Annotated in this window: 17 protein-coding genes; 7 read left to right on the forward strand and 10 right to left on the reverse strand. The window is 68.5% G+C overall.

What is annotated here, in order from left to right; all coding sequences use genetic code 11:
* Window positions 1-313: 313 nt before the first annotated feature.
* Together WME85_RS00955 and WME85_RS00960 are read right to left on the reverse strand one after the other, a co-directional pair.
* On the reverse strand, window positions 314-3,112 hold the full coding sequence (locus tag WME85_RS00955) for a diguanylate cyclase (protein ID WP_437834314.1): 2,799 nt from the start codon (window positions 3,110-3,112) through the stop codon (window positions 314-316).
* A 626-nt stretch (window positions 3,113-3,738) separates the two neighbouring features.
* A complete protein-coding gene (locus WME85_RS00960; protein WP_437834316.1) occupies window positions 3,739-4,200 on the reverse strand; it encodes a GNAT family N-acetyltransferase in 462 nt (153 codons plus the stop codon).
* Window positions 4,201-4,555: 355 nt separating this feature from the next.
* On the opposite strand from WME85_RS00960, the gene WME85_RS00965 reads away from it, so the two are divergent.
* Window positions 4,556-6,409, forward strand: a complete 1,854-nt coding sequence (locus WME85_RS00965; protein ID WP_437834318.1) for a vanadium-dependent haloperoxidase — start codon at window positions 4,556-4,558, stop codon at window positions 6,407-6,409.
* Between the two features lie 61 nt (window positions 6,410-6,470).
* Here WME85_RS00965 and WME85_RS00970 read toward each other — a convergent pair whose 3' ends face one another.
* Window positions 6,471-6,881 carry a hypothetical protein gene (locus tag WME85_RS00970; protein WP_437834320.1) on the reverse strand — a complete coding sequence of 137 codons (411 nt, stop codon included), beginning with the start codon at window positions 6,879-6,881 and terminating at the stop codon, window positions 6,471-6,473.
* Between the two features lie 75 nt (window positions 6,882-6,956).
* Here WME85_RS00970 and WME85_RS00975 point away from each other — a divergent pair, with 75 nt between their 5' ends.
* Window positions 6,957-8,567 carry a response regulator gene (locus WME85_RS00975; RefSeq protein ID WP_437834321.1) on the forward strand — a complete coding sequence of 537 codons (1,611 nt, stop codon included), beginning with the start codon at window positions 6,957-6,959 and terminating at the stop codon, window positions 8,565-8,567.
* Window positions 8,568-8,685: 118 nt separating this feature from the next.
* Here the strand turns inward: WME85_RS00975 and WME85_RS00980 are convergent, their stop codons facing one another.
* The 5 genes from WME85_RS00980 to WME85_RS01000 form a co-directional block, all read right to left on the reverse strand.
* Window positions 8,686-10,110 (reverse strand): M20 family metallopeptidase, encoded by a 1,425-nt coding sequence (locus WME85_RS00980; protein WP_437834324.1) that lies wholly within the window; start codon window positions 10,108-10,110, stop codon window positions 8,686-8,688.
* A gap of 300 nt (window positions 10,111-10,410) precedes the next feature.
* Entirely contained in the window at window positions 10,411-11,679 is a 1,269-nt protein-coding gene (locus WME85_RS00985) for an alpha/beta hydrolase family protein (protein WP_437834327.1), read from the reverse strand.
* Between the two features lie 74 nt (window positions 11,680-11,753).
* Window positions 11,754-12,851, reverse strand: coding sequence for a transposase (locus WME85_RS00990; protein ID WP_437834330.1), 1,098 nt, complete (start codon window positions 12,849-12,851; stop codon window positions 11,754-11,756).
* Window positions 12,852-13,190: 339 nt separating this feature from the next.
* Window positions 13,191-14,921 carry an IS1634 family transposase gene (locus WME85_RS00995; RefSeq protein WP_437834331.1) on the reverse strand — a complete coding sequence of 577 codons (1,731 nt, stop codon included), beginning with the start codon at window positions 14,919-14,921 and terminating at the stop codon, window positions 13,191-13,193.
* 7 nt (window positions 14,922-14,928) lie between these two features.
* On the reverse strand, window positions 14,929-15,849 hold the full coding sequence (locus WME85_RS01000) for a DUF6602 domain-containing protein (protein ID WP_437834333.1): 921 nt from the start codon (window positions 15,847-15,849) through the stop codon (window positions 14,929-14,931).
* Window positions 15,850-16,531: 682 nt separating this feature from the next.
* Here WME85_RS01000 and WME85_RS01005 point away from each other — a divergent pair.
* Window positions 16,532-17,002, forward strand: coding sequence for a Panacea domain-containing protein (locus WME85_RS01005; protein ID WP_437834335.1), 471 nt, complete (start codon window positions 16,532-16,534; stop codon window positions 17,000-17,002).
* Window positions 17,003-17,188: 186 nt separating this feature from the next.
* Entirely contained in the window at window positions 17,189-17,527 is a 339-nt protein-coding gene (locus tag WME85_RS01010; RefSeq protein ID WP_437834337.1) for a hypothetical protein, read from the forward strand.
* Between the two features lie 28 nt (window positions 17,528-17,555).
* On the opposite strand, the gene WME85_RS01015 is transcribed toward WME85_RS01010, so the two are convergent.
* Window positions 17,556-18,122 carry an RNA polymerase sigma factor gene (locus tag WME85_RS01015; protein ID WP_437834340.1) on the reverse strand — a complete coding sequence of 189 codons (567 nt, stop codon included), beginning with the start codon at window positions 18,120-18,122 and terminating at the stop codon, window positions 17,556-17,558.
* 844 nt (window positions 18,123-18,966) lie between these two features.
* Window positions 18,967-21,111 carry a DUF2169 domain-containing protein gene (locus tag WME85_RS01020; protein ID WP_437834342.1) on the reverse strand — a complete coding sequence of 715 codons (2,145 nt, stop codon included), beginning with the start codon at window positions 21,109-21,111 and terminating at the stop codon, window positions 18,967-18,969.
* 220 nt (window positions 21,112-21,331) lie between these two features.
* On the opposite strand from WME85_RS01020, the gene WME85_RS01025 reads away from it, so the two are divergent.
* The 3 genes from WME85_RS01025 (at window position 21,332) to WME85_RS01035 (ending at window position 25,842) form a co-directional block, all read left to right on the forward strand.
* Entirely contained in the window at window positions 21,332-23,224 is a 1,893-nt protein-coding gene (locus WME85_RS01025) for a type VI secretion system Vgr family protein (RefSeq protein WP_437834345.1), read from the forward strand.
* Window positions 23,225-23,362: 138 nt separating this feature from the next.
* Entirely contained in the window at window positions 23,363-24,436 is a 1,074-nt protein-coding gene (locus WME85_RS01030; RefSeq protein WP_437834347.1) for a DUF2169 family type VI secretion system accessory protein, read from the forward strand.
* The gene (locus tag WME85_RS01035) at window positions 24,433-25,842 is read left to right on the forward strand and encodes a DUF4150 domain-containing protein (protein ID WP_437834349.1); all 1,410 of its coding nucleotides are present in this window, start codon (window positions 24,433-24,435) and stop codon (window positions 25,840-25,842) included. Before WME85_RS01030 ends, WME85_RS01035 begins: the two co-directional genes overlap by 4 nt.
* Window positions 25,843-25,844: the final 2 nt, after the last annotated feature.

A 25,844-nucleotide genomic window follows, 5' to 3' on the forward strand; every position in this document is an offset into this window, starting at 1 on the left:
GGGGTGTAGCTCGGAGGGGGCGCTGGCGCGACAGGCGGCGGAGGCGGCCCGGTCGAGGGGGCCGGCAAGGGCGGGGGCGGCTCGGCCGCGGTCCCGGTGCGCGTCACGCCGGCCGCACCCAGTCGGGCGGGCTCATGGCGTGGCGCCCCAGCTCTCTCAGCGCGAGGTCCAGTGCGACCCGATAGCCGGAGGTGCAACGCGAGCTGAAGGCTCTGGTCGAGCCTCCACACATCCACGGAAGGCCTGAGCGAGCACGGCAGAGGTCACGAGCCAGACCAGCCCCCCGAACCCCGCGCCCGGCGACGTGTCGCCTTTACGTCCGCGCGATGATGAACTGCCTGAGTTCGTCCGCGACCTCGGCCCACACCTTTTCCGGATCTGCGCAACTGGCGACGGGAATTCCGCTCCTGGGCAGCGCCTTGAGCTTTGCGAGCGGTGTGGATGACAAGATGCACGGCCGGAGCAAGATCGGCACAACCGCCGCCTGGCCTGCGTCGTGCCGTTCAAGAGCACGCCTCACCACACGCTCGAAGCTCCTCTCCGACGCAATGAAATCGGCGCTGACCATGAATATAATGATATCGGATTCCTCGACATGCCTATGGACCTCCTTGTCCCAATCGCTACCAGGCGAGATCATCCGCTCGTGCCATACCTCGATCAGATTCTCCTGTTCAAGCGGTCGTAGATGAACAACCAGGCGATCGAGCATCTTGTCGTCGATTGATACGTAGCTGCACAAGGTCCGCAGCTTCCGGCGCACGGCAGAGCTCACCGCGTCCGGCTGGGGTGACCTTGGCGGACGAAGCATTCCTCTGGGGCGCTCGGGAATGGACGCTCGCTCGGGATGTAAGCGCCCGGGCTCGATGAGATGTTCCCTGGTCACCTCCACGTCTGGGCATCGCTCCTTCGCGTCTGTCTTGAAGATCGCATCATGCAGCGCTTGCATCCATTTCAGCGAGGGGACCTCAACTCTTCCCTCGTGGTTCGTGGTTACCCCTCGTACAGTGATCCCGGCGCCTTTTGGTCCCAACGTGAGCCGCTCCGCCACGGCCACCTCGACGCGGCGGCAGATGTTACAGGTGTGCGAAAGCACGATGGGCGCGAGGCAGATCGGCGGTCGCTCGCGATCGCTCGTGAGAAGATAGCACCACCCCTTCTGGAGCGGGGAATTCAGATGTTCCCGGACGATCGGAAAATGTTCGCCCGCTCCGCGGTGAAGATAGAGACTGTAGCTGAATGACCCGTTGTCAACGTCTTCGAGCTGGGCCACGCTGACAAGGCGGAGTTTGCCTAAGGGGTGAAGTGCGACGATGATGGTGTCGAGGATATTTCGCACACGATTTTCATCTGATCCATGCGCGTCCTCCGATATGCCTGTCTCGTATCGGATCGAGCGACAAAGTTCAGCCGTCCAAAAGAGCTCCATCGCAAGCGGGGAGTTGTTGGCCGTCGACTGCACGAGCGCCCGTGCGGCCTCCGAGATCTCGCCGCGAGGCTGATGGGCGAGGAGCTCACCAAGCTGGAGACCAACGTTTCCCCAGAAAGTTTGGTTCCCGTGCACGCCCGCAAGCACATCTGCGGCTCGCTTCTCGAGAGCAGGATCATTCACCTCTCGTATCACCCCGAGCCCGACCGCGACCACGAACCTGAGGGCTGTCTCTATGCCGTCGAGCAACGACTTCACACGGCCCAACGTCGTCCTTCGGCTGGCAACCATGGCGCGCAGCGCCGCGATCGGAAAGGGGAGCTCGTCCTCCGCCGGCAATCCTTCCTGAGGACGCGGCAGGAGGCGTGAGACCAGCACATCGAGCGATCGCTCTTGGTGCAGCACAACCGCGGAGGGGTTGAGGGAGGCTGAGCGAATTTCGCGTGCGACCGCTCGGTGAGCCTCTTCGGTCGGGTGAGTCGACCATGCCGCCCGCACTCGGGCGATCATTTCGGCCGTCGTCTCGGCGCTTTCCGCGGGAATTGCAGCAAGCACATAGCGGTCTCGCCACGTAGCCAGCTCGTCCTCTTTGCCGAGTGTGAGCTCGACATGCCGGACGAGTTGCCGGAACCAGTGATCGTATACCCTTGACCCGAGCCGTTCGACGATCTCCCTCTCGTCCTCTAGCTCGAATGCGATAAGGCTCCCTGGCGGCGCTCGTGTGAGAGCCTTCTCCAGGAGCGACGGCCCGTCCAGCAGGCGGCGATAATCGAAGCCGCTGGCGGAAACCACACAATTCCGCCCGGATCTCTTCGCTGCGTAAAGGCTCTCATCGGCGCGCTTGATCAGGTCTCCGGCGCGATCACCCTGCTGCAGCAACGCCAGGCCGATGCTGAGAGTCACACGGATGCTGTTGATTTGGAACACGAAGTGGTGTTCTGCGAGCTGCTGTCGCAGGGTCTCGCCGAGCGCCGCAGCGTCGTCGATAGACCCCTCCGGCAAGACAATGGCGAATGTATCGCCGCCATACCGCGCAAAGACCTCATAGCGGCGGAGGCGGCTATGCACGAGGCGTGCGACCTCCTTCAGGACGAAATCGCCGGCGAGGTGGCCGTGGACGTCGTTGATGCGCTTGAAGTGGTCGATATCGAACAGGAGGATCGCCAGGCCCCGCTCGTGGCGGCGGTTGCGGATGATCTCGCGCTCGATCGCCTCATGGAGGTAACGCTTGTTGTGGATCTGCGTGAGACCATCGATGATGGTCATCCGGTAGATCTCTTCGTGATATTGAGACTCCACGTCGGCGCCGGACAGAAACTTGAAGATCGTGGGACCGATCTTCACCCGGTCTCCGTTCTTCAGCACCACCTCGCGGGAGATCTGCTCATCGTTGCAGTACGTCCCGTTGGTGCTCCCGTCGTCGACGACCATCCAGGCGCTCGGTCGCTGCTCGAAATGGGCGTGGCGGCGTGACACGGATTCGCCGTCGAGCACGATGTGATTATTCGCCCCGCGGCCGACCGTCGTCGGGTTGTCCTTCAGCACGAACCGCTTGCCGAGCAGCACGGGCTCCGTCGTGTAGATCACGACCAGGCAGTCGGTCCCTGCGTCCTTGATGCCGCCACCGGGTTGGCCCTGGGTCGGCTGTGTCGTACTTCTCTCTTCGTCTAAGTCGTTCCGCATGGGGTCAGCCCGTGGTCGCGTCCTGATCCTAGGAACCTCGCGCCGAAAAGCCCAGCCCGAACCTCGGCGTGCGCTCCCGTACCGCGGGCCACGGCTTTGGATCCAGGCGCCCCGGCGCCAACGCTCCGAGCAGCCCGCTGCGAAGCGCAGCCGAGGATACGGCTATGACATGCAGAAAATGTGCCATGTACAGGGTCCCTGCGGTGATCTCTGGCTTTTTCGTCTCCCCCAGGCCGGCACCTACCGGTTCAAGCTCCAGGGTAAGTCCCGGAACGGCGGCCCGGGGCAGCTCAGCACACGACGCCTTCGTCCTCTGAGTCCTGCACCTGACGAGGTAAACTTAACGAGGGTCCTTAACTCGATCGACACGCTGCTCTTCGGCGTCTGCCGCATCTTCGCCGCAGGCATCGAGTTGCCGGAGCGCCTCCGCGCTCAACTTCGTCGGGGCCGTAGTCACCGACAACCTGGCCGAGAATCGGACCGACGTGTTCATCCCCTTTTGACGCTCAGGTTGGTTGATGGTCCACCGAACAGGTCCGCTGATCGCCGTCGTGGGCGCTCGGTGCGGTCGAGGAGCGCGATGTGAGAGCGTCGCGACGGCGCTTCAGCCCGACCGGAACGCCGCGCTAGCCGGCCGCTCCGGGGCGCGCCACGAAGCCGGTCTTGTCGCCCGCGCGGAAGCCGCACGCCTCGTAGAAGCGGTGCACCTCGGGCCGCCGCGAGCCCGTCAGCAGCATGGCCTTGTAACACCCGGCCTCCCACGCCTCCGCCAGCGCGTGGCGCACCACGCGCGACCCGAGCCCCCTCCGCCGGTGCTCGCGATGGGTCACCACGTTCTCGACCAGCGCATACGGCCGGCCCCCGCGCGTGAGGTTCGGAACGACGACGAGCGTGCAGCTGGCCACGAGGGCCGCCCCGCGCTCCAGTACGAAGACGCGGAGCCCGGGTTGCGCAAGCATGCGCGCCCAGAGCGCCGACAGCTCGGGCTCGGCAGGGAACGACTCGTCCGCCGGGTGGAGGTCGCGATAGAGCTCCAGGACGCCCTCCAGGTCCCCGACCCGCGCTGCGCGGACGATCCCGTCCGCCATCACGGAGCCCGCCTCGTCATCGCCTACCTGTCGCACCCGCTCCCCGATACCACCGCGCCCCGGATGACAGAAGTGGCCGGTGCGCTGCGGAACAAAGTCCTTGCTCGCGTCCGTCCGTTATAGTAGACATTTCATCCTATAAAACGGATACGACGGAGAGAGCACGCCGCCTCTCCTCATCTCGGCCTCGTCAGCGCTCGAGCCGCGCGCGCCGCCGGAAGCTCGTTGTCACCGTCTCCGCTTCCAGGACGGGACGCCGCCGCCTGAGCTCACGGGCCGAGTCTCATGGGTGCTCGGCCGCGAACGCCGCGGCAGGGCAGACGCCAAGGTCCATGCAACGACGGAGTTGAACGCCATGACCATCGATTCTCACGACAGCGATAGCCGGCGCGCCGCTTCCTCGCCTGACGCCCAGGGGCCCGCGAGCTCCGAGGCCGCCGCGAGGCGACCGGCGGCGGAAAAGGCGACAGGCCGGCGCGGCTTCCTCGGCGTGGCGGGCTCGCTCGCCGTCGGCGGCGTGCTCGCCGCGGATCCCGGCGTCGCCGATGCGGCGCCCGGCCGGGGGGGCATCGACGATCTGCTCGACGGCGTCTCGCTGCGCCGCGATCCGCGCGTATCGCCGCTCGATCACGAGCTCCGCCTGCGCGCCCTGCGCGTGCGCGTGGAGGCCGCGGTCGACCAGTTCGAGGTGCCGATCGCGCCGCACCCGAACAACGGCGACGAGGCGCGCTATCCGAACAAGATCGGGACGAACACGCGCGGCCTGCCGCACGACGACCGAGGCGAGGTGGATCCGGCGGCGTACCGCGTCGCTTCGAGGGCCTTCGCGTCGCGCGAATGGGACGATTTCGAGGCCATCCCGCTCGGCGGCGACCGCAAGCTTGTCAGTCCGGTCGGCACGCTCGCGGTCAGCCTGATCGGCACGACTCCGGCCCAGATCGGCTTGCCCCCGGCCCCCGCGCTGGCGAGCGCCGAGAAGGCCGCCGAGGCGGTCGAGGTCTACTGGCAGGCGCTGCTGCGGGACCTGCCTTTCGAGAGCTACGCGGACAGCAGCGATGTGGCGAACGCGATCGACGAGATCAACCGGCTCTCCGGCTTCACGGGCCCGCGCGCTCGCGGCCGCGTGACGCTGGGGACACTGTTCCGCGGCAGCGTCACCTACGCCGATCCCCGGGATCGCTCGGGCAGGACGGCCAGGCACGTGATTCCTCCCGGCGTGCTCAATGGCCCTTACATCTCGCAGTTCCTCCTGCGGGACATCCCCTATGGCCCGCAGGTGATCGAGGGCAAGATCCGCACGGCGCTGCCGGGCAACGACTTCCAGACCGAGTACGACGAGTGGCTCGCGGTGCAAAACGGGATCAGCCCCACCCGGTCGATCGCGTACGACCCGGTCCCCCGCTACGTCTCGACAGGGCGCGATCTGGCGGAGCTCGTTCACGGCGGTGCGCCCCTCTACTGGGGCGCGGCGCTGCTCCTCGCCGCGGCGCGCAGCAGGAACCCGGGCGTGCCGGGGGGCATCGCGGCCCCCCTGAGCCCGACCAACCCCTACCTCACGTCGCGGACGCAGGCCTCCGCCGCCGCGACCTTCTCGCTCGGCTACCTGCAGAGCCTGCTCCCCTTCGGATCGTCGCGCGAGATCCGCGCCACCTACTGGCAGAAGTGGTTCGTGCACAACAATCTCCGCCCCGAGGCGTACGGCGGGCTGGTGCACCACCGCCTCGCGAACGACGCGCGCGATTACCCGCTGCACCGCGACATCCTTGAATCGCAGGTGGCCGAGCTGACGTACGACCTGTTCGGCAGCTACCTGTTGCCGCAGGCTTACCCGGAGGGCGCCCCGCTCCACGGGTCGTACCCGGGCGGCGCCGCCGCCATCGCCGGGGTCAACGTTACGCTCATCAAGGCGTTCTTCGACGAGGACCACGTCATCGAGGATCCGTTCGTCCCCGATCCGGCGGATCCGACCCGGCTCATCCCCTACGTCGGACCGCCCCTGACCGTGGGCGGTGAGCTGAACAAGCTGGCGACCAACGCCGCCTTCGGGCGCAACTGGGCGGGCATCCACTGGCGCACCGACGCCGCCGCGTCGCTGGCGCTCGGCGAGCAGGTGGCCATCAGCCTGCTCCGGGACGAGCGCCGCACCTTCCGCGAGCCGTTCGACGGCTTCACGTTCACCAGGTTCGACGGCACGCGGATCACCGTGTGAACCGTGTGAACCGTGTGAGCCGATGACTCGACACCTCCCCGGGGCTCGATCCCGGGGAGGCTCACGGGCAGCGCGGGTCGTCCCGGCTGAACGATCCCGGCTTCAGGTACTCCTCCTCGGGCACGCCCAGCGTCTGGTTCACCTCGGGGATGACCTCGAGCAGGCGCGTGAAGAGCGTCCCGTCGTCCTCCTTCTCGACGACGCTCAGGAACACGTTGGCGATCGCGTGGCGGTCCTCGCCGAGCCTGGCCTTGCCACGCCGCGCGGCCTGCCTCCCGCGCCCGCGCCCGCGCCCGCGCCCGCGCGCGGCGACGGCCGACGGGTTGCGCGTGGACCGCTCCGGGTGATATGATGGGCGATGGATCCCTGGTCCGTCCCCGGCTGCCCGGGAGCCGGGCTGCAAGGGGTGTCGTGGGGGCTGCTGGACAGGAGCGCTGTTCTGGCAGTCGCGCCAGGATCCGCCCGTCGTCATGGCTTGCTCATGTTGGACCCGAAAGAGCCAAAGCGCACTCCGCCGAACCTGCGAGAGTCCCACAAAGAGCAGCTCTTGCAGTACATCGTATCGACGTTCCCATACAGCATCTGGTGGAACGACCGCGACTGCGTCCATATCGGGACGAACGAGCTGAACGCCCGCGGATCAGGGCTCTCTTGCCCGGATGACATCATCGGCCTCACCGATCACGGTCTGCCCTGGACCACAGAGGAGGCAGAGCATTACATCCGCGCCGACAAGGCCGTCATGGCCTCGGGCCAGCCGACGCTGAACATCGAGGCGGGCGCGCTGCCCCCGGCGGGGGCCTCTTCCGGCGGCAGTCCGCTCGGTTCTGGCGCCGCCGCGCCGGACGCCGAGCCCCCGTCGCGCAGCCCGCCGGGGTCGGCGGGCGCCGAGGCGGGCAGGCCGCTCCTGCTCCTCGTCGACGACAACCCGGACATGCGGCAGTTCATGCGAGCGCTGCTGTCCCCGAGCTACCGCCTCCTGGAGGCGGCGGACGGCCTGGAGGCGCAGCGGCTGATCGAGCGGTCGCCTCCGCACGTCGTCGTCTCCGACGTGATGATGCCGGTGATGTCCGGCATCGAGCTCACCGCGTGGTTGAAGGCCCACCCCGTGCTGCGCCACGTCCCGATCATCCTGGTCACGGCCCGCGCGGACGACGAGGCGGTCGCGTCGGGGCTCGACGGCGGGGCCGACGAGTACCTGGTGAAGCCGTTCTCCCCGAGGGAGCTCCTCGCGCGCGTGCGGTCGATGGTGCGGCTCTACGAGTCGTACCGGAAGCTCGGCGCGGAGCAGGCGGAGATCGCGCGCCACTCGGGGATGGCGCAGGTCGCGATGGACATGCTCCACAGCGTCGGCAACACGCTGAACAGCGCCGGGATCTCGGCGGATCTGGTGCAGGATCGCCTCGCGCGGTCGCGCCTCCCGCGCCTGGCGAGGGCGTTCTCCGAGCTCGCCGGGGGCGAGCCGGACCCCGCCGGGCCGGACCTCGTCGAGCCGGCCGACGCGTCGCGCGGCGAGAGCTTGCGCCGCTACATCGAGCTGGCGCTCGCCGCGGTGGAGCAGGAGCAGCAGGAGACGGCGGCGGACGTCGCGCGGCTGCGCGAGCACCTCGACATCCTCCGCGACGCGATCCGCGCGCAGGAGCGGTACGCCTACAGGAACGCGTACCGGACGGAGCGGCTCTCGTTGAACGAGGTCGTGCAGGAGTCGCTGCGCGTGCACGGCTCGGCGCTGGTGAACGCGCGCGTCGCCGTCCGGATCGAGCTGCGGCCGGTCGGCGACATCGTGGCCAATCGCCATGATGTCCTGACGATCCTCTACAACCTCCTCGACAACGCGCGGGCGGCCGTCGGCGAGGGGGGCGCGCGCGAGCCCTGGATCGCGATCGAGACATGGCAAGACGGGGCCGACGTGTGCTGTGCCGTGGAGGACAGCGGGCCAGGGATCCCCGAGGGCTCGCGGGTGCAGGTGTTCCAGTACGGGTTCACGACCAAGGAGGGCGCGAGCGGCATCGGGCTGCATTTCTCCGCGAACCGGATGAAGAACTTCGGCGGATCCATCCGCGTCGAGGAGGGGCGCGAGCGCGGGGCCCGGGTCGTCCTCGCCTTCCCGGCGGCGCCGGACGCGGCGTCGCCGGATGCGGCGGCGCGCACCCGCTGAGCGCGCCGCGACGCCGCTGCGCGCCCCCTGAGCGCGCCGCGACGCCGCTGCGCGCCCCCTGAGCGCGCCGCCGCGGGTCCCGCGCCCTCTGAGCGCACCGCGACGGCCCCGCCGCCCCTCAGCGCGCCCGCGCGGCGTGGTCCGCGATCACGCTCGCCACGCAGCAGGTCAGCTTCTTCCCCATGCCGAGGTGCAGGAACTCGTTCGGCCCGTGCGCGTTCGATTGCGGGCCGAGCACGCCGGTGATCAGGAACTGCGCCTGCGGGAACTTCTCCCCGAGCATCGCCATGAAGGGGATCGTCCCGCCCTCGCCGATCCCCATCGCCGGCCGGCCGAAGAACGCCTTCGATGCCTTGCTCACCGCCTCCTGCAGCCAGGGCGCCGTCGCCGGGGCGTCCCACCCGGGCGACGGCTCGCTCACGTGGAAGCGGACCTGGGCGCCGTAGGGCGGGTCCTTCTCCAGCGTCTCCTTCAGCGCCGCCGCCGCGGCCTTCGGGTCGACGCGCGGCGGGATGCGCATCGACAGCTTCGCCTTCGTCGTCGGGCGCAGCACGTTGCCCGCGCTGGCGAGGGGCGGGAGGCCCTCGGCGCCGGTCACGGAGAGCGCGGGCCGCCAGGTGCGGTTCAGGAGCAGCTCGGCCAAGTCGTCGGTCACCGGGCGGGCGCCCTGCACCCACGGCAGCTCGCTCACGACCGTCGTGCCCAGCACCTCGGCCGCGGCGCGCGCCTGCGAGACGCGCTCCTGCGGGATGTCGACGTGCAGCGCGTCCACGAGGATGCGCCCGGTCCGCTCGTCCTCAATGCGCGACAGGAGCTGCCGCAGGATCCGGAAGGTCGAGGGCACGACGCCGCTGCCGACGCCCGAGTGCACGCCCTCGCGCAGGATGTTCACCTCGAGCGTGCCCTGGAGGAGGCCGCGGAGCGACGTCGTGGTCCAGAGCTGGTCGTAGTTGCCGCAGCCCGAGTCGAGGCACACGACCAGGCTCGGCTTGCCGATGCGGCCCTCGAGCGCGTCGATGTAGGCCGGGAGGTCCGGGCTGCCGCTCTCCTCGCAGCCCTCGATGAGCACCACGCAGCGCGCGTGCGGGATGCCCTGCTCGTGCAGGAGGCGCAGGGCGGCGAGCGAGGCGAAGCCCGAGTAGCCGTCGTCGGCGCCGCCGCGGCCGTAGAGCCGGTCGCCCTCGCGCACCGGCTCCCAGGGGCCGAGCCCCTGGCGCCAGCCCACCATCTCGGGCTGCTTGTCGAGGTGGCCGTAGAGCAGCACCGTGTCGTCGGTCTTGCCGGGCACCTCCATCAGGATCAGCGGCGTGCGGTTCCCGAGGCGCACGACCTCGACCTTGAGGCCGGGGATCGGCTGCGCCTTGCACCAGGCCTCGAGGAGCGCCGCCGCCTTGTCCATGTGGCCGTTCTCGCGCCAGGCAGGGTCGAAGGCGGGCGACTTGTTGGGGATGCGGATGTAGTCGTGCAGCGCGGGGACGATCTCCTGCTCCCAGCAGCGCTCGCAGGACGCGACGGTTTCGCTTTCGTTGAGCTTCGTCAGCATGAACCTCTCCATGTGCTCGAGGACGGCGGTGAGCTCCGGGAGCCGACTCTACAGCGCCGGCCACGTGGGCGTACCCCCGACAGGGGAGGTTTGACACCTCCGGCGTGACGGCGCGCGGGCGGCAGGCGCAAGGCGGGCGCCGTGCGCGGCCGGGCGGGGCAGGAGAGGAGCGGGGGAGGGCAGGGGGCGCGGCGCGCGGCGGGCGGGGGAGGAGAGGAGCGGGGAGGGCAGGCGGGCGCGGCGTGCGGGCGGCAGGCGGGGGCAGGAGAGGAGCGGGGAGGGCAGGCGGACGCGGCGGCTTCAGCGCTTCTTGTCGAAGGACACCTCGGGGTACTCCGCCGAGGGGCCGTCGAGCAGCGGCGACGCTTCGCCGCGCACGTGCGCCTCGACGAAGGCGCGCGTGTACGCGTTCGTGATCTCGACCGCGCGGGCGGGAGCGAGCGTGCCGAGCAGCTCGGGGAGGGCGCCCGGGCCGAGGAGGTGCTCGATGACGACCGGCAGGTCCGAGAAAGAGAGGTGCGCGGCGCCCTCGACCTGCGCGAGGTAGCCCTGGCCCTCCAGCGCGCCGTAGGTCTCGTCGATGGTCGGGTCGTCGCTGTGGCTCTCCGCGAGCATGATCAGGAACGGCTGCGCGAGGCTCCTGCTTCCGGCGCCGCTCTCCGGCCGGCCGAGCCTGCCGTCGAGGTCGAGCCCGGCGTCGAAGCGGTCGTCGACGGCGCACGCCTCGGCCGCCATCGCGCCGCCGTAGGAGTGGCCGAGGACGCCGACCCGATCGAGGTCGAGCCGCCCGGTGAGCAGGCCCTCCGGGTCGCTCTGCGCGGCGGCCGTGAGCTCGTCGAGCACGAAGCGCGCGTCGTCGACCCAGACCGCGACGTGCGCGTCCATCACCTCGAAATAGGCTTCGAGCTCCTCCGGCGTCGCGTCCATCGCCGGCGGCGTCCCGACGACCGAGCCGAAGGGCACCGCGCGGCCGTCGGGGAACACCGCCAGCTCGGTGTCATAGGTGTGGCTGATGGCGGCGACCACGAAGCCGTGGCTCGCCAGGTCCTCGAGCAGGCTCGTGAAGTCGGCGCGGAGCAACCCGAACCCGTGCGAGAAGAGGAGCACCGGGTAGGGCGCGCCCTCGTCGGCGAGCGGGACGCCGACGCGCGCGTGCGTGACGAAGCTCGCCTCGAAGCCGTCCTCGACCGGGAGGCCCTGGCCCGTGCGGCGGCTGTCGCCCTCCTCCGGCGTGAGGTAGGGCGCGAGCTCGCCGGCGCCGCAGGGGTCGGCCGGATACCAGAGCTGCACGAGGAGCTCCCGGCGGTCTTCGGGGTCCTCGGTTGCCTCCTCGCCACGGGCGCTGTCGGTCAGCGCGCGGACCTGTGTGCCGACCGGGTGCGGGCCGGTCGGGCGGGGGAGCTCGAAGAGGCCGTCGCCGGGCGGAGCGTCGCCCCACGCGGTGCAGACCGGATCGCCGTCGTTCGGGGGAACGTCATCGTCGTCGCCGCAGCCGGCGAGGAGCGCGCAGGCGGAGAGGGATGCGAGCAGGAGGTAGGAGGCCTGTCGAGAAACGCTGGGATGGAACATGCGCGGGATGGTAGTGCGGTCATTTGCCCAAATGACTGCGGCCGACGAGCAAAAGACCGCACCAGATCACGCGTTCAGTCCTCGGAGGCGGGCGGCTTGCCGAGGTCGAACAGGTCGAGCTGGACCGGCCGTCGCGGCGGGTCAGGCGGCGGAGGTGGCGCAGCCTGGACCGGAGGCGCCGACGGCGGAGGCTCCGGAAGGCGCGGTGGGCGCTTCAACGCGGGCGTCGGCTCCGTCACGAGGCGCAGGAAGCCCCGGTTGTTCGGGAGCGGCCTCGCAGGCGCGGCGGGCTCGCGATGAGCGAGCGGCTGCGCCTCAGGAGCGCTCGTCTCGCCCTCGGTCAAGAGCGTCTCCAGGAGCTCGTCCAGCGACCACACGTGGTCGGTGATGCCGGCCTGCACCGCGGGGGTGACCCTGAGCGTCTTCACGACGTGACAGAGGTTGTAGTAGGCGTACACCAGCGCGACCGACGCGCGATGGTGCTCGATGCGCTTGGAGAAGGCCAAGCACAGACGCCGCATGCGCCCGTTCTGGTGCCGCGTGGTGCCGTTCAACCTCTCCACGTACGCGGTCGACGCCTTCTTCGCGTCCGGCGCCCCGTAGATCGTCGTCTTCGTGATGAAGGGGTCGCGCGGCGGCTCGTAGCGGTGGTCGTCGTCGCGGCGCCCGCGGCTGCCAGATCGGTAGTTCTTCACCGTCTGCATGTAGTCGATCGACGTGCCGAACGACCTGCCCACGGCGGGGATGTATGGGGCGAAGCCGTCTGACGTCAGCTGCGGCATCACGAGCATGCGGGCGCGTAGGTCCTCGATGAAGGCGTCCGTCGTCGCCTGGTCGCGCTTGCCGACGCGGTAGGCGATCACCAGCCTCGACAGCGAGTCCACCGCAACGAAGGTGTACGCCTCGCCCACGTCGGGCGGGTCGGCCTCGGTCACGCGGGACTGCTTCTTCTGGACGTAGCCCCAGATCTCGTCGACCTGGACGAGGACGCAGCGAAGGTCCCGCACCATCCGGTTGTGGAGCCGCTCCGCACCCTGCCCCAGGGCCAGCGCGAAGCGCCGGATCGTCTTCTGCTGGACGCCGGTCATGCGCTCGGTCGCGCGCACGCTGTTGCCGTCTACGAGCGCCGCGAGCACACGCAGGCGCTTCTCCGCCGGGAGCACGTTCGCCACGGGACCCTTGCCTTCCCCCGGCGGAGGGCCCACGATCCGGTCTGCTAGGACGTCGGACGGGTCGCACCGCTCGGCTTCTGCCGCCCCGCTTCCAGTTCGCACCTGGGAGCGGGGCGTTTTCGTCTAAGGTCCTCTGATTATAGCGATTTCTCCGGGGAAAACCGCTGGCAAGGACGCAGAAGAGAGGGCGATAGGACAGCGGATGTCATAGCTAGGAGGCTTCGTGCGAAGCCCCCCCGTGTCATGAGCGGCGTTTGGCCCTGATCGCCCGCGCCTCGACGCCTGTCCGAGGGCGGCCGCGCTTACTAGCCCTACTTTCGCAACGCGCGTTCCTGAGGTTTAGGAAGGCGCTTGCTTTCCAGATGCTGCGCTCTGTCGGCGTCTAGATGAAGAAAGACCTGGAAGCCAACGGTCGAGCTCGAAGATGCGCGCAGCGCGGCGCTGTTCTGCATTCAGTTCGGGCGCGAGCGGGATCGTGGGGCGCCGTCCCTGGGCGCCCGTTGCGGTCCGGACCAGCGTGGCGCGGATGTCGCCGAGGCTGTCCATCATGGCGCGGGCGGAGGCGTCGGTGCCAAGGGCGATGCGTGCCAGGCTGACGAGCATCAGCCCGAGCACCGTCGCGAAGGTGTGAAGCCGCAGCGAGCCGTCGGCCCACTGATGGGAGGGACCCCAGGGCACAACGCCTCCTTTCTTCGAGCGACGGAAGAGCTCTTCGACGTTCCACTGGCCGCGAAAGGCATGGACGATGCGTTCGGTGCTCCAGGTGTGGTGGTCGGTGCAGAGCACACGCTTGCCCAGGCGCGTTGCCTCGAGCTCTCGCCGGCGAGCGGCGTCGACCCGCCAGCTCAGTGTCGGGGCCTGCTCCTGACCGTCGATCTCGACCAAGACGAAGCTGGCCAAGTGCTCGCGCGCGAGCGCCTTGCGTACGCGCTGCTCGAGGGACGCGCGTCGAATGCGGCCGGCCTCCACCAGTGCCTCAAGCCTGCCCAGTTCCTCCTTGGCCTTGGTCAGCCGCGCTTCGATGCCGCGCTTCTGCCCCTCGAGCAGCGTGAGGCTCTCAATGACGACGAGCGTGCGGTCAAGATCGCCGACCTGGGTCCGCACGCGGGCAGCGCGTACGTCCTCGTACTGTCCGGTCAGGTGCCGCATCGCGCCTTTCTGCGCAGCTTGCTGCAGCGCCCATTCGGCCGCGCTGTGTCCCAGGGGCAACGAGATGAGGCTGTAGTAGCCGGTGACTTCCAGATGAAGCTCCAGCTGAGGGCTCCAGAAGCCACCGTCGCGTACGAGTGTCCGATGACCGGGGCTGGTTCGCTGCTCCCCGGCGTCGAGCGCGCTGTGCAGCTCGCTCAGCCCTTGCAAGCATTCCTCGAGCACGGCCTGATCCGAGCTGTTGCCGCCGAAGGCGCGGTACAAGAGCGGCACGTGCCCGGTCTCGCTCACGAGCAGGCCGAGTCCCACCACCCGCAGGTCGCTTCGTTTGCTCTTGGCGTGTCCGCGACGCGCCAGCTCGCCGGGGGTCGTTGTGGCGATGTGCGTGTCGAAGTTGGTCGTGTCGAACGCCAGCACGTCGGCTGACAGAGCAAACCGACCGATCGCCGCCCGAGCGATCGCCACCTGGGCGGCCTCCAGCTCCTGATCGGTGACCTGCTGCGCGATGCGGTGGAACGCCTGCCCCGTGAATGCTGACCCGGGCAGGCACGAGACCCGCGGCAATGCGCCGTCGAGGAAATCCCCCAGGTCACACTTCGGGCCCGGCGCGCATGCGCGCTGAAGCGCGACGGCGACAGCCATCTCGCCCACGGACGGCCCGTTCTTCGAGCCGTAGTCACCGCACGCCTCGTTGATCAGCCTCACCAAGTCGAGCTGCTCGGCAACCCAAACGAGCGCGCCGACGTCCCCCACCGCCCTCGTTCCGACCGTCCGAGTTCGCCCGAGGTCGACCGTCGGCGGCGGGTCCGCCGGCCCGAGGACAACCTGCCTCGCGACCGAGCGCCCCGCTACCGCGTCCCACACCGACTGCGCCGCGATCCGGTAGCGGCGACCGTCCACCTCCCGCTCGAAGATGTGCATTTTTCGTTCATGTAGCGACGACAGGTCGCCGCATCCAGGGGACGTGCACGATTTTCGGTGCGCGCCGTGCGTCTACACATCCAACCCCTGTCGGCTTCGCGAAAGTAGGGCTAGGCCGCCGGTGCGTGGACGTGGACCACGCCACCCCCTCACATCTCTCCCACATTAATTCGCTCCAAGCGTGCAACCACCAAGGCCATAAAAAGCCGTGATGCTGGATGCTGAACCACATCCACGTTAGCATAGAAAGAAGTCCAGTCCCATCCCCATGCTTGCCTATGTCTAACCTGAGAAGCTGCGCGTCGGCCCAACGATTTTGTAGGCGATTGGGAGCAAATACATATTTGCCACGCACGTATACAGCGTCCGGAATTCTGCCGTTCGCAACATCCACAGACTCTGCCACACGCCTGAGGCATTCTACGGCGAGTTCAGTCGATGGCCCCTCATATGCATAAAGCCCAACAAAGCACGTTGCGTCTAGCTGCAGCGTTGTCCTGAGCTCGGATAGCTTTATCAGGCTCTCGCTAAACTTCTCCTCATTATCTAGGCACGTCTTCACCTCGACAGCGGCCGCGACAGCATTTGCGTCTACAGCAACCACGCCCCCAGCGTCGTACAGCATAGGGAGCTTTACGTGATCAAAGATAATGATATCCTGCTGTCGACTAACCCCGCTCTCGGAGACGATGAACCCGGTCCCGCATCGCAGCCTTGACGGCATATAGCGCGACAGCACGTTCGTGAGAAACGCCTCATGCGTTCGCCCAACCTCTCCAGGGTGCTTTGTGAAAAAATTCAGCGTTCTAAATTGAGCATCGAGCTCCTCAGCGTAGCGACCTGCTAGTCCTTCGATATCTGGCCTGGTCTTCTGTCTTGCAGTCGGCATGGCGGATCTCTGTGAGTATATGGGTCCGTATGTTGGCATTCAGGCTTCCGGATTCGGCTACGCCCACGAGCGGTCGAGACGTTCCTGGAGTTGCGCCCGGAGAACCTGCGCGTCCACTCCCCCACCGCCTTCATCCGGTCGATGTGGGCGAGGCGCGTTGCGCGCTAGATCGTGCAACCTCGCCGAGGTAGCTCGCCGAGGTAGACGAGCACATCGACCCGTTCGTCGTCGCGCTCCACGATGCCGACGCACCGCTCGTGACCGTGGCACCCACGGATCCGGAGTCCCAACAGCTGCCCGCGCCGAGGCCGAGGCGAGCCCGCCAGCCACGAAGGATGGCTGGCGGGTTGGCGCGGTGCGTCAGCCACTGCTGCGCCCCATCGTGCACGTTCCCGACGCAACCCGCCCCGCGTGTGCGCCGACCTTCCCGACATGGACGGCCTGGATTCTTGGAATCAGGCGCTGCGTTCGCCCTCCGCCCAACAGGAACACGCGGCCGCAAGCTGGCTACCACATCGGTGGGCGCACTGTCAATACCTCAGCCTGTTGACGATTTTCATTACAAATCAACAACTTACGCGCATGTGCGTAGTCCAATTCGCGCCAGGATGGACAAACGTCTTCTCCCTGATTGACGGCCGGGCAGCGCTGCATAATAGCTACCCCCTGGGTTGTCCACGAGTTTTCCACAGGCGGGCCGTCCAGGACGGAGGGGCAGATCATGGGTGACAAGGAAGGGGCGCGCGCTTCGGCCCACGATGTAGCGGCCTACATCCTTCGTCGGTTGGGGTCGATGACGGCGATGAAGTTGCAGAAGCTCGTCTACTACTCGCAAGCGTGGTCGTTGGTGTGGGACGAGAGGCCCGTTTTTCAGGAACCGATCAAGGCGTGGGCGAACGGGCCTGTGGTTCGAGAACTCTACGACGAGCATCGCGGCAAGTTCATGGTGGACGAGTGGCCAGCAGGTAACCCCGACAAGCTGGACGACAAGGGTCGCGAAACGATCGACTCGGTCATCAAATTCTACGGAGACAAGTCGTCCCAGTGGCTGAGCGATCTCACTCACCGTGAAGAGCCGTGGAAGGCCGCCAGAGCCGGCGTCCCTATGGGCGAGCGCGGCAACGCGGAGATCTCGCTGGGCGCAATGATGGAGTACTATAGCGGTCTCATACCTGGCGACACCAGCGAGTGAGCCATGGGGAAGAATCGGCGCCCAGCGATATTCTCACCGCCGTCCACGGATAAGCGGCCAGCCGTGGCGGTTGGCTCGACATCGGCGCACAAAATCCCTGCGACAGCGCATGCGCCAAGTAGGACTCGGGTGCCGCGTGTGGCGGCGAGGGACGCCGACCACTCCCAGCATAAGGTAGTGTGGAAGTTGGAGCTCGCCGATTTTGATGGTCCGTATAGCTGGAATCTGTTCAGCAAGGCCGACCTAGACTTTCTGTTGCTCAAGATTCGCGAGATAGAGAGTCGTGCGTGGGTAGAAATCGACAAAAATAAGAAGCACGACCACTATATCGATTGGGACAAGCTGTCGCAGGAGGCGCAGCGCCGGCTTGAGGCTCTGGAATTAGACGATGGCCGAGACAGCCTGTTTTCATTCCGAATAGGTGGGAAGCTCCGAATATACGGGCTCCGGATAAACAATGTTTTTTGTGTGCTCTGGTGGGATCCTGAGCACAAAGCTTGCCCGTCGAAGGGCGCGGACAATTGAGCCTGTAGCGCGCGGTCAGCTGTGCCGTTCATCGGCGCCACCTCCGCAGCTTCAGGGCCAGGGCTTCGCGAGCGATGCGGAGCCGCGACGCCGCCGTGTGCGGGTTCATCCGGCGCCGTCGGGCGTACGCGACGAGCGACTCCGGGCTGTCGACCGAGAGCAGCGCCTCCAGTTGCCACGGCGGGAGCTCCGTCATGGCGTCCAAGACCTCGCGCGCGGCGACCTGCGCCTCCAGATCGGGCCCGACGAGGTCGCGGAGCAGGCCGAACGGCTGCTCGGTCAGGACGGCACGGCGCGACCACGCGCTGTGGACGTGGTGCATGGAGAGGTGTCTCGCGACCGCATGGAGGTAGCCGCGCAGGGCCTTCCGGGGGTCGTCCCATGGCGCCGGGCGGTAGAGACCTCGCTTGATCGAGCGCCACGCGCCCATGACGACGTTCTGGAAGACATCTTGGCGATCACGCGCAGGCACACCGCTGGCGACGATGACCGCCATGATGACCGAGCGCTCGGCGAGGATCGCCTCGATGCTCGGTCGCTTCCGGGGATGTCGTGCGGTCGGCTGGCTCTTCGCCACCTTCCGCGGGCGCTTCACCCGCTTCTCCCGCAGGTTGGGCAGCGATGGACCGGAGCGAGGTCGCCCAAGAGCTGGTCGACCGAGACGCCGGCTGCCTTAGCGGCACGCAGCGCGGTCGCTGGGGAGCCGTTGGCCCTGCCGTTCGCGATGCTCTCGAGCGCGATGACGGACATGTCCATCACCTCGGCCAAGCAGGACCACGAGCCGTAGGCCGACCGAAGGCTGCGCAAGGCTGCCTGTAGGCGCTTGCGCTGTGTGGGTGTAAGTGAGAGACAGGGAGCGAAGCGGCGGCGACGCACAGGCGCACGTCCGCCTTGCCCGCATTCGGGCAGCGGGAGTACAAGTTGCATCTTGTCGGGACCTCTCGTCGGGAGGTTTCGGCCACGCAGCCCGGTCGGTTGGCGCCGACGCGGGCTGCACTTTACTTGCGGCCGAACTTAGCCTCTCACGCGAGGTCCGGAGTCAAATGACCGCACCTGATCTCAAAGGACCGCACTACCCGCGGGATCGTGCTCACGGCCTGATCGCGACCGGCGCGGCGAGCACGATCGCGGCGGGGTGGGCGATCACGGGATGCGGTCGAGCCGGAGGGCCCAGGCCCATCCGGTTGTGCCTTCCGCTGCTGTCCACGAACCCGGCGCAGGGGACCGGCAGTTGATATGACGTACAAAGTACCGATCCGCTGATCTGCCCACAAAAACGGACAGATCCAACGAGTTCACTCGGCTGTGTAGTACTGTCTACCCCGCGCTGGCTCACGTCCGCTGCGAGGACAGCGGCTCGCGTCAGCATCCTCGGTCGATACCCTCCTTCAGCGCAATGCACGACATGCGTTTGCCCGTCGGGCCCAGCGCGCCCGCCTTCACGCTTCGTCCGCCTTCCGCATTGCGGCCCGCACCTCTGCCGCCGCCTTCTTGTCTTTCACGATCCTCTCCAGCCACACCCGCCGGATCCGCATCATCGACTCATCCGGCAGGCCCAGCTCCGCGAGCGCCGCCTGGCCCTGCCCCTGCTCGGCCGCGATCACGAGCTGTGCGTACTCGCCCGCCGTGATCGGCCCGCGCTCCTTCTCGAGCGCCGCCACGTAGGCCGCGTCGTACGCTGACAGGAGCTTCTTCTTCCGGCGCGCGACCTCGTCCTGGATCTCGTCAAGCCGCCGTATGTGCAGCCACTGCCACGTCTTCGGCGTGAGCTCCTCCGCTTTGAGGATGGTATCGCGGTCCGCCGGCCGCCGCGCGAGCTTCGCCGCAATGGCTGCGCAACGCTCGATGGGGAAGGCCGCGAGAGGCGGCGCGGTCTCCTCCGCCGCGGGGAGCGGACCAGGCTCGTTCGCCTGGGTGTCAGGCTCGGGCGCCGCCTCCGCCGAGGGTTCCGTCGCCCCCCAGTCTGGCCTCGCCAGGGGGCCGAGCATGGCAGGAGGGGCGGGCTCCTCTACCGTCAGCGGCGGAGACCCCGCATCGCGCTCAGGTGCAGGCGGCGCGTACAGCGCAGGCGACAGCGCTGGAGGGACCGCGACGAGCGGCGGACGCAGCACCTTGTCGAGAGCCTCTGATGGCACCGCACCTCGCGGCGAAGACTCCGCCTGGTGACGCAGCGCAGGTTCATCTCGCTCGCCCTGCACGAATGGCAACGCGGGTTCCGCGGCGACAAGTGATGCCGCGGTGGTGGCAGTGAGCGCGTCGGCGGGCGGCTGCGCCGCGGCCGCCGGAGTGGGCACCGCGGCTGCGTAGGGCGCCGACTGCACGAAGGGAAGGTCTGCGAGGCGCTGCGCCTGGCTCGACGGGGGAGCACGCTGGCTCGCCGGCACTGTGGCGAACGGCAGGGCCGGCGAGGAGACGGCGAGATCCGGGCTCACGCTCACCGGCAGGGTGCAGGCCTCGGGATCATCCTCGCCGTGCACGTCGCTATCGCCCTCGTGCGCCTGGTCGTAGGGCGCCTGGAAGCCGATCTCACCCATCGCGCCGCCGGCGGCCCGGCCGCTCGCGAGCGTGACGCCATAACTGCTGGCCAGGCTCTCGATGTCGTTCCAGGCGAGGGTCTGGTGGGGCCCCTCCAGCGCGACCAGGATCTGTCCGGCCTCTTGCGGCTCTCGGAGTGGGACCTGGCCGCGCCACGTCACGGTGCAGATGCAGCGGTCGGTGTTGATCCAGAGCAGATCGGGCCACATGGGGACGCCCTGCGGGGGCTCGCCGGCGCGGTCGACGTAGGCGCGGGGGTGGAGCCCCGGGAGGCTCGTCATCAGGTGCGGGTGCTCGGGGTGGAGATGCTCGAGGATGAGCCGCTCGTCATCGCGGAGCGCGGTGGTCTGCTGGTCGAACGGCGCGGCGTTGAAGTAGCCGACGTCGAGGTCTGGAGGCAGGGGCTGGCGGTGCCAGTCGTTGACGGGGAACGTGGCCGCGTAGCGCCCCAGCTTCTGCCGGCGGGTGGGCCACCCGGAGGCAACGGGTCCAAATCCAACGGGCTCGATGACGTCGTCCGGCCCGATGACGACGACGCCTGGACGCTGGAGGTTGGGGAGGTTGCGTCGCCCGTGGATGTCGCGCGCATGGGGGGGCACGCCGACGGGGTTGGAGGTGCCGGGGCCGCCGCCCGCGTACTCCCAGAGCAGCGGCATCCTGGTGACGCGCGAGCCCTGATCGAGGACGCCGTGCTGCGTGAAGCTGCGAGCGCCGTGGACCTCGATGGCCTTGTCGATGTCATTCACGATCACGCGAGCGGTGAGGGATCGGACCGCCGTGCCGTTGGGCGAGAAGGCGTGGCCGACGAGGACGACGTCCGCCCGGGCACGGTGGGGGACGAGGTCGGAGGCCGCGTAGAGGCTCCAGCTCGCGTCGTCGCTCCAGTGGCGCTCGGACAGGTGGAGCGGCTCCTGCTCGGCCGCGAGGGCACACACCCCGGGGTACAGCTCGAACGTGCTTTTACAGACGACCGTCTGTATCCAGGCGCCTGGATGGGGTTGCCACACCACAAGGCCAACGGGGAGCTGCGAGAGGGAGACGACCTTCACTCCGCCGGCGATACTGCACACAGTAACAGGGGGCGTCAATGCGTGCACGTTCGAGCGCCCGATGCGGTCGCGGCCGGCGGAGCCACGATCGTGCGATGCGCGCGGCCGCCCTCCTTGTTACCGGGAAGACTGCCGGCTAGCATCGGCTGTCCGCTCTACCAGCGCAGGGTAGACCGGGTTAGGAATGCCCATGGCCGATTCGCACCCGAACATGCGAGATATGGGAACCAGACTGTCTGACCTGACGAGCTCGGGGCTCTACCGAGCCGAGGCGCAGATCGCGTCGGGCGACATGCTCGATGTACGTCGCTTCCAGGTCACCGAGCGGATGTCATCGCTCTTCGAGGTCCAGATCGTCGCCGTCTCGGACAACCCGGACATCGACTTCGAGGCCGTCATCGGCCAGCCCATGACCTTCGCCGCGCACGCGAATCGGACCCGCATCTGGTCCGGACTGTGCAGCCACCTCCAGCAGGTGGCCGTCGAGGAGCGCCACCTCTCCACCTACGAGCTGACCCTGGTCCCCCGGCTCTGGCTCGCCACCCAGCGCCGCAACCACCGCATGTTCCAGCACAAGTCGGAGGTCGACATCGCGCTCCAGCTCCTCGGCGAGTGGGGCATCTCCCCCACGCGGCGGCTCGCCAGCGAGTACAAGAAGCGCAAGTACCGCGTCCAGTACGGCGAGAGCGACTACACCTTCATCTGCCGCATGCTGGAGGACGCCGGGGTGAGCTTCTACTTCGACGGCGGCGGCGAGAGCCGGCTCGTCCTCGACGACCGCCCCCAGGCGAACGCCGCCCGCGCGCCCATCGCCTACCGCGACCACCCGACCGACGCCGACCGCGAGCACGTCACCAGGGTCGTCGTCGGCCGCCGCCTGCGCCCCGGCAAGTACACGGTGCGCGACCACGACCACCGGCGGCCCGCGAACTACAAGCTCCTGGCCACCGCCTCCGGCGCCGGCTCCGTGGAAGACCAGCTGGAGCGCTTCCATTACGTGCCTGGCGCGTTCCTGTTCGAAAGTCAAAAGGGCGAGAGCTCGCCGACCGCCGACGAGCAAGGCAAGTATCGCGCGGACGAGTCCGAGGGCGAGGCGCTCGCTCAGCGTCGGCTCGAGGCGAAGCGCGCCTCGGCACGGGAGATCGGCTTCAAGACCAACGTCATCGATCCCGCGCCTGGCGCCGTCCTCTCGTTCCTCGAGCACCCGAAGAGCGAGCTCGGTCCCGACAAGAAGCTGCTCGTCCTCGAGTCCCAGCTCTCCGGCGAGGTCCCGGGCGTGTGGGAGCACTCCTGCGTCGCCGTGAGCGCCGACGCGCCCTACCGGCCGCCGCTGCGCACGCGCAAGCCGCGCGCGCAGGGCGTCGAGAGCGCCACGGTGGTCGGTCCGCCCGGCGAGGAGATCCACGTCGACGAGTTCGGCCGCGTGCGCGTCCACTTCCACTGGGATCGCGAGAGCAAGATGAACAACGACTCGTCGTGCTGGATCCACGTCAGCCAGCCCTGGGGCGGCGCCGGCTTCGGCGGCACCAACCTGCCGCGCATCGGACAGGAGGTCATCGTGGACTTCCTCGGGGGCGATCCCGACCGGCCCATCATCGTCGGCCGCGTGTACACCAACCTCCAGAAGACGCCCTACTCGCTGCCCGCGAACAAGACGCAGAGCGGCTGGAAGAGCAACTCGAGCCCGTCCACGGACGGCTACAACGAGATCATGTTCGAGGACAAGGCCGGTAGCGAGCTCGTCAGGATGCAAGCGGAGAAGGACCTCCACAAGCTGGTCAAGAACGACCAGGAGACGACGATCGGCCGCGACCGGACGACGGGGATCGGCAACAACGAGGATGTCACGGTCGGCAACAACGCCTCGAAGAGCGTGATGAACAGCCTGCGCGAAATGGTGGGGATGATCCGCGCTCGCGCCGTGGGGATCGACGAGACCGTGCAGATCGGCCGGAATCAGACCATCAACGTCGGCGAGAAGATCGAAATCACGTGCGGTAAATCGCAGCTCGTGATGGACAAGGACGGCAACATCACGCTCAAGGGCGTCAGGATCCTGGTCGACGGGAGCGAGCATGTCCAGGTCTTCGGCCATCCGATCGATCTCAACTAGCCTGAGGCCGCGCTGGCCTTGTGGACCCCGACGGGCACGCCCCGGTCGGGCCCGTCGTCGGTCGCGGCTTGTGACGTCCGGCGCGCGCCGGTAGCATGAGCCGCCGCGCCGGCCAACCTCACCGCGTGGGGCCCCTCGATGCTCACCTCCAATACCACCCCCTTCGCCGCGATCGGCTTCGAGCAGAAGCACCGTGACGGCGCCGCCATGGCCGTCGTCGCGGCGAGGGGCACTCTTCTCCTCTCGCCCGAAGGCCGGCTGTCGATCGCCCCCGATCAACCCTTGATCCTCGCCGACGAGTACGAGGGTGATCCGCACGCGACACCGATGCTCCGGGTCGGCCTGCTCATCCCTTTCAAGCCCGCGGCCGACGTCACCCTCCTCGCTGATGCCCACGCCCCCGGCGGCGAGCCCGCGCACGTCTGGCAGGTGGGCGCGCGCGTCGGCGAAGCCACGCGCTCCCTGAGGGCGCACGCGCCGCGCGCGTTCGAGCCGGACGCCAGCGGGTTCCGGCTTTCCACGGGAGAGCCGGCGGCCCGCGCGTCCATCGACTACCGATCGGCCGCCGGCGGCGTCGTCATCGGCGATCCCGAGGGCAACGTCGATGCGCGCAACCCCATCGGCCGGGGCGTCCTCGATCGCCGCCACACGCCGGCCGATCGCGCCTACCCCGCGCCCACCGTCGACAGCGAGGCCGAGCCTGTGGGCGACCCGGCGGCGCGGCCGGAACCGCAGGGCTTCGGGCCCGTGCCTCCCTGGTGGCAGTTTCGCAGCCGCTTCGCCGGCACCTACGACGACGCCTGGCTGGCGGCTCGCCACCCTCAGCTCCCCGCCGATTTCGACTATCGCTTCTACCAGACCGCGCACCCCGGCCTGGTCTTGCCCGGCCATCTCCGCGGCGACGAGCGCGTCGAGCTCCAGGGCCTCACGCCGGGGGGCGGCGCGCTCGCGTTCACGCTGCCCGGCCGCTCGCTCTGGGCCTGGTTCAAGGGGGAGCGGGGGCGCCGCGTCCCGGTGCGCCTCCACCTCGATGGCATGCACATCGACGTCCGCGGCGAGCCGCCATGGTCCGTCCAGCTCACCTGGCGCGCCTGGGTGGACATGTCGCAGGGCTTCGATCACATCGATCTCGCCGCCGCGAGCCTCGAGGAGGCGGCGGCGCTGCCGTGGTGTGACGAGCGAGGGCTCGTGAGCCCGGGGAGCAACGCATGAGCATCCCGCGCGAGGGCAGCCGTGACATCGGCGAAGGCGTCATCGTCTCGACCTGCCCGGATGTCTGCAAGACGCCGGTCGGCCCGGCGCTCGTCCCCGTCCCTTATTCGATCTACGCAAGGCAGAACCAGGCGGCCGTGGACACCGCGACCACCGTGCTGCAGACCGGCGATCAGTCGCACAACATGGGGTCGAAGGTGACGACCTGCCAGGGTGACGAGCCGGGCGGTGGGCTCGGGATAAAATCGGGCACGGTGGGCAGCGTCTGCGAGCCCAAGACCCACTCGCCCAACGTGCGCATCGAGGGGAAGAACGCGGTCCGCCACGACGACACCTGGTGGATGAACGACCGCAACACCGAGGGGAAGCTCGTCTTCGTGCGGGACACGCGGGTGCTGAGCGCCGGCGACCGCCCGGTCCAGGTCGCCTTTCTCGACACGAAGGGCACCTACACGGGCACGGGCACGGCCACGACGCCGGGGAGCGCGCCGGTCGCGCGTCCCCTGGGGGCTGCCGCCAGGCTCAACACGCTGCTCGGCCTCGGCGCGCTGGGGGCAGGCCTCGGGGAGATGGCCGGTCAGTATTACATCGGCAATGAAGGCATGTTCGCCCGGAGCATCGATCAGCACCTTTATGGCCAGATGAGCGCCGACCAGCGGAGCGCCGCCTACGGATCGAGCGGCTGGTACTGGAACCAGGTAGATAGCACCAACAATCAGCTCTCGCTCAAGGCGGGCACCCTCGTCGACTTCCGCCAGATGACGCCCGAGCAGCTCGAGCAGCTCGTGACGCAGCCGTGGCCCTCGGCCGAGAAGATCCGGCAGAACGCCGAGCGCCTGAAGGCGCAGCGCGCGCGACAGGAGGAAAATGCGCGGATCGCCGCCGAAGCGGGCAACGTGCGCGTGACGCGTGAGCGAGAGCGGCCCTGCAACGTCGGCCCTTACAGGACCATCCGCGGCACGTGCGAGCCCGGCTACCAGGCGCACCACATCGTGCCCGACTACACCCTTCGTTATGGCACGAGGGCCGAGGGCGAGGCGGGGCTGAAGCGCATCCCCAACTTCCCGTCATTCGGCGACGGGCCCGCCATCTGCCTCCAGGGCAACGCCACCGACGACGGCTCGGAGCACTGGGAGGCGCACGGCGTGGACGCGAGCATCGCCCAGCTGGGCGTGAACGGCACGCCGCCGGGGACGACCGCCATCGGCAGCATCATCAACCTCTCGGAGAACCAGGTCGTCAACCTCCGCCGGGAGTGCGAGGCGCAGATCCGCGCCGCGGTGCAGGCGGGCTTCGCCGGGGTCGACCGCTCGCAGCTCGGCCGCACCACCATCATGCCGACCGTGGCCGGGAGCCCGCAGTTCGAGGCGCTCAGCACCGGCATGCGCCCGGGCGGCCGCTACTGAGG

Source organism: Sorangium sp. So ce1153 (assembly GCF_051521595.1).
Classification (GTDB): domain Bacteria; phylum Myxococcota_A; class Polyangia; order Polyangiales; family Polyangiaceae; genus Sorangium.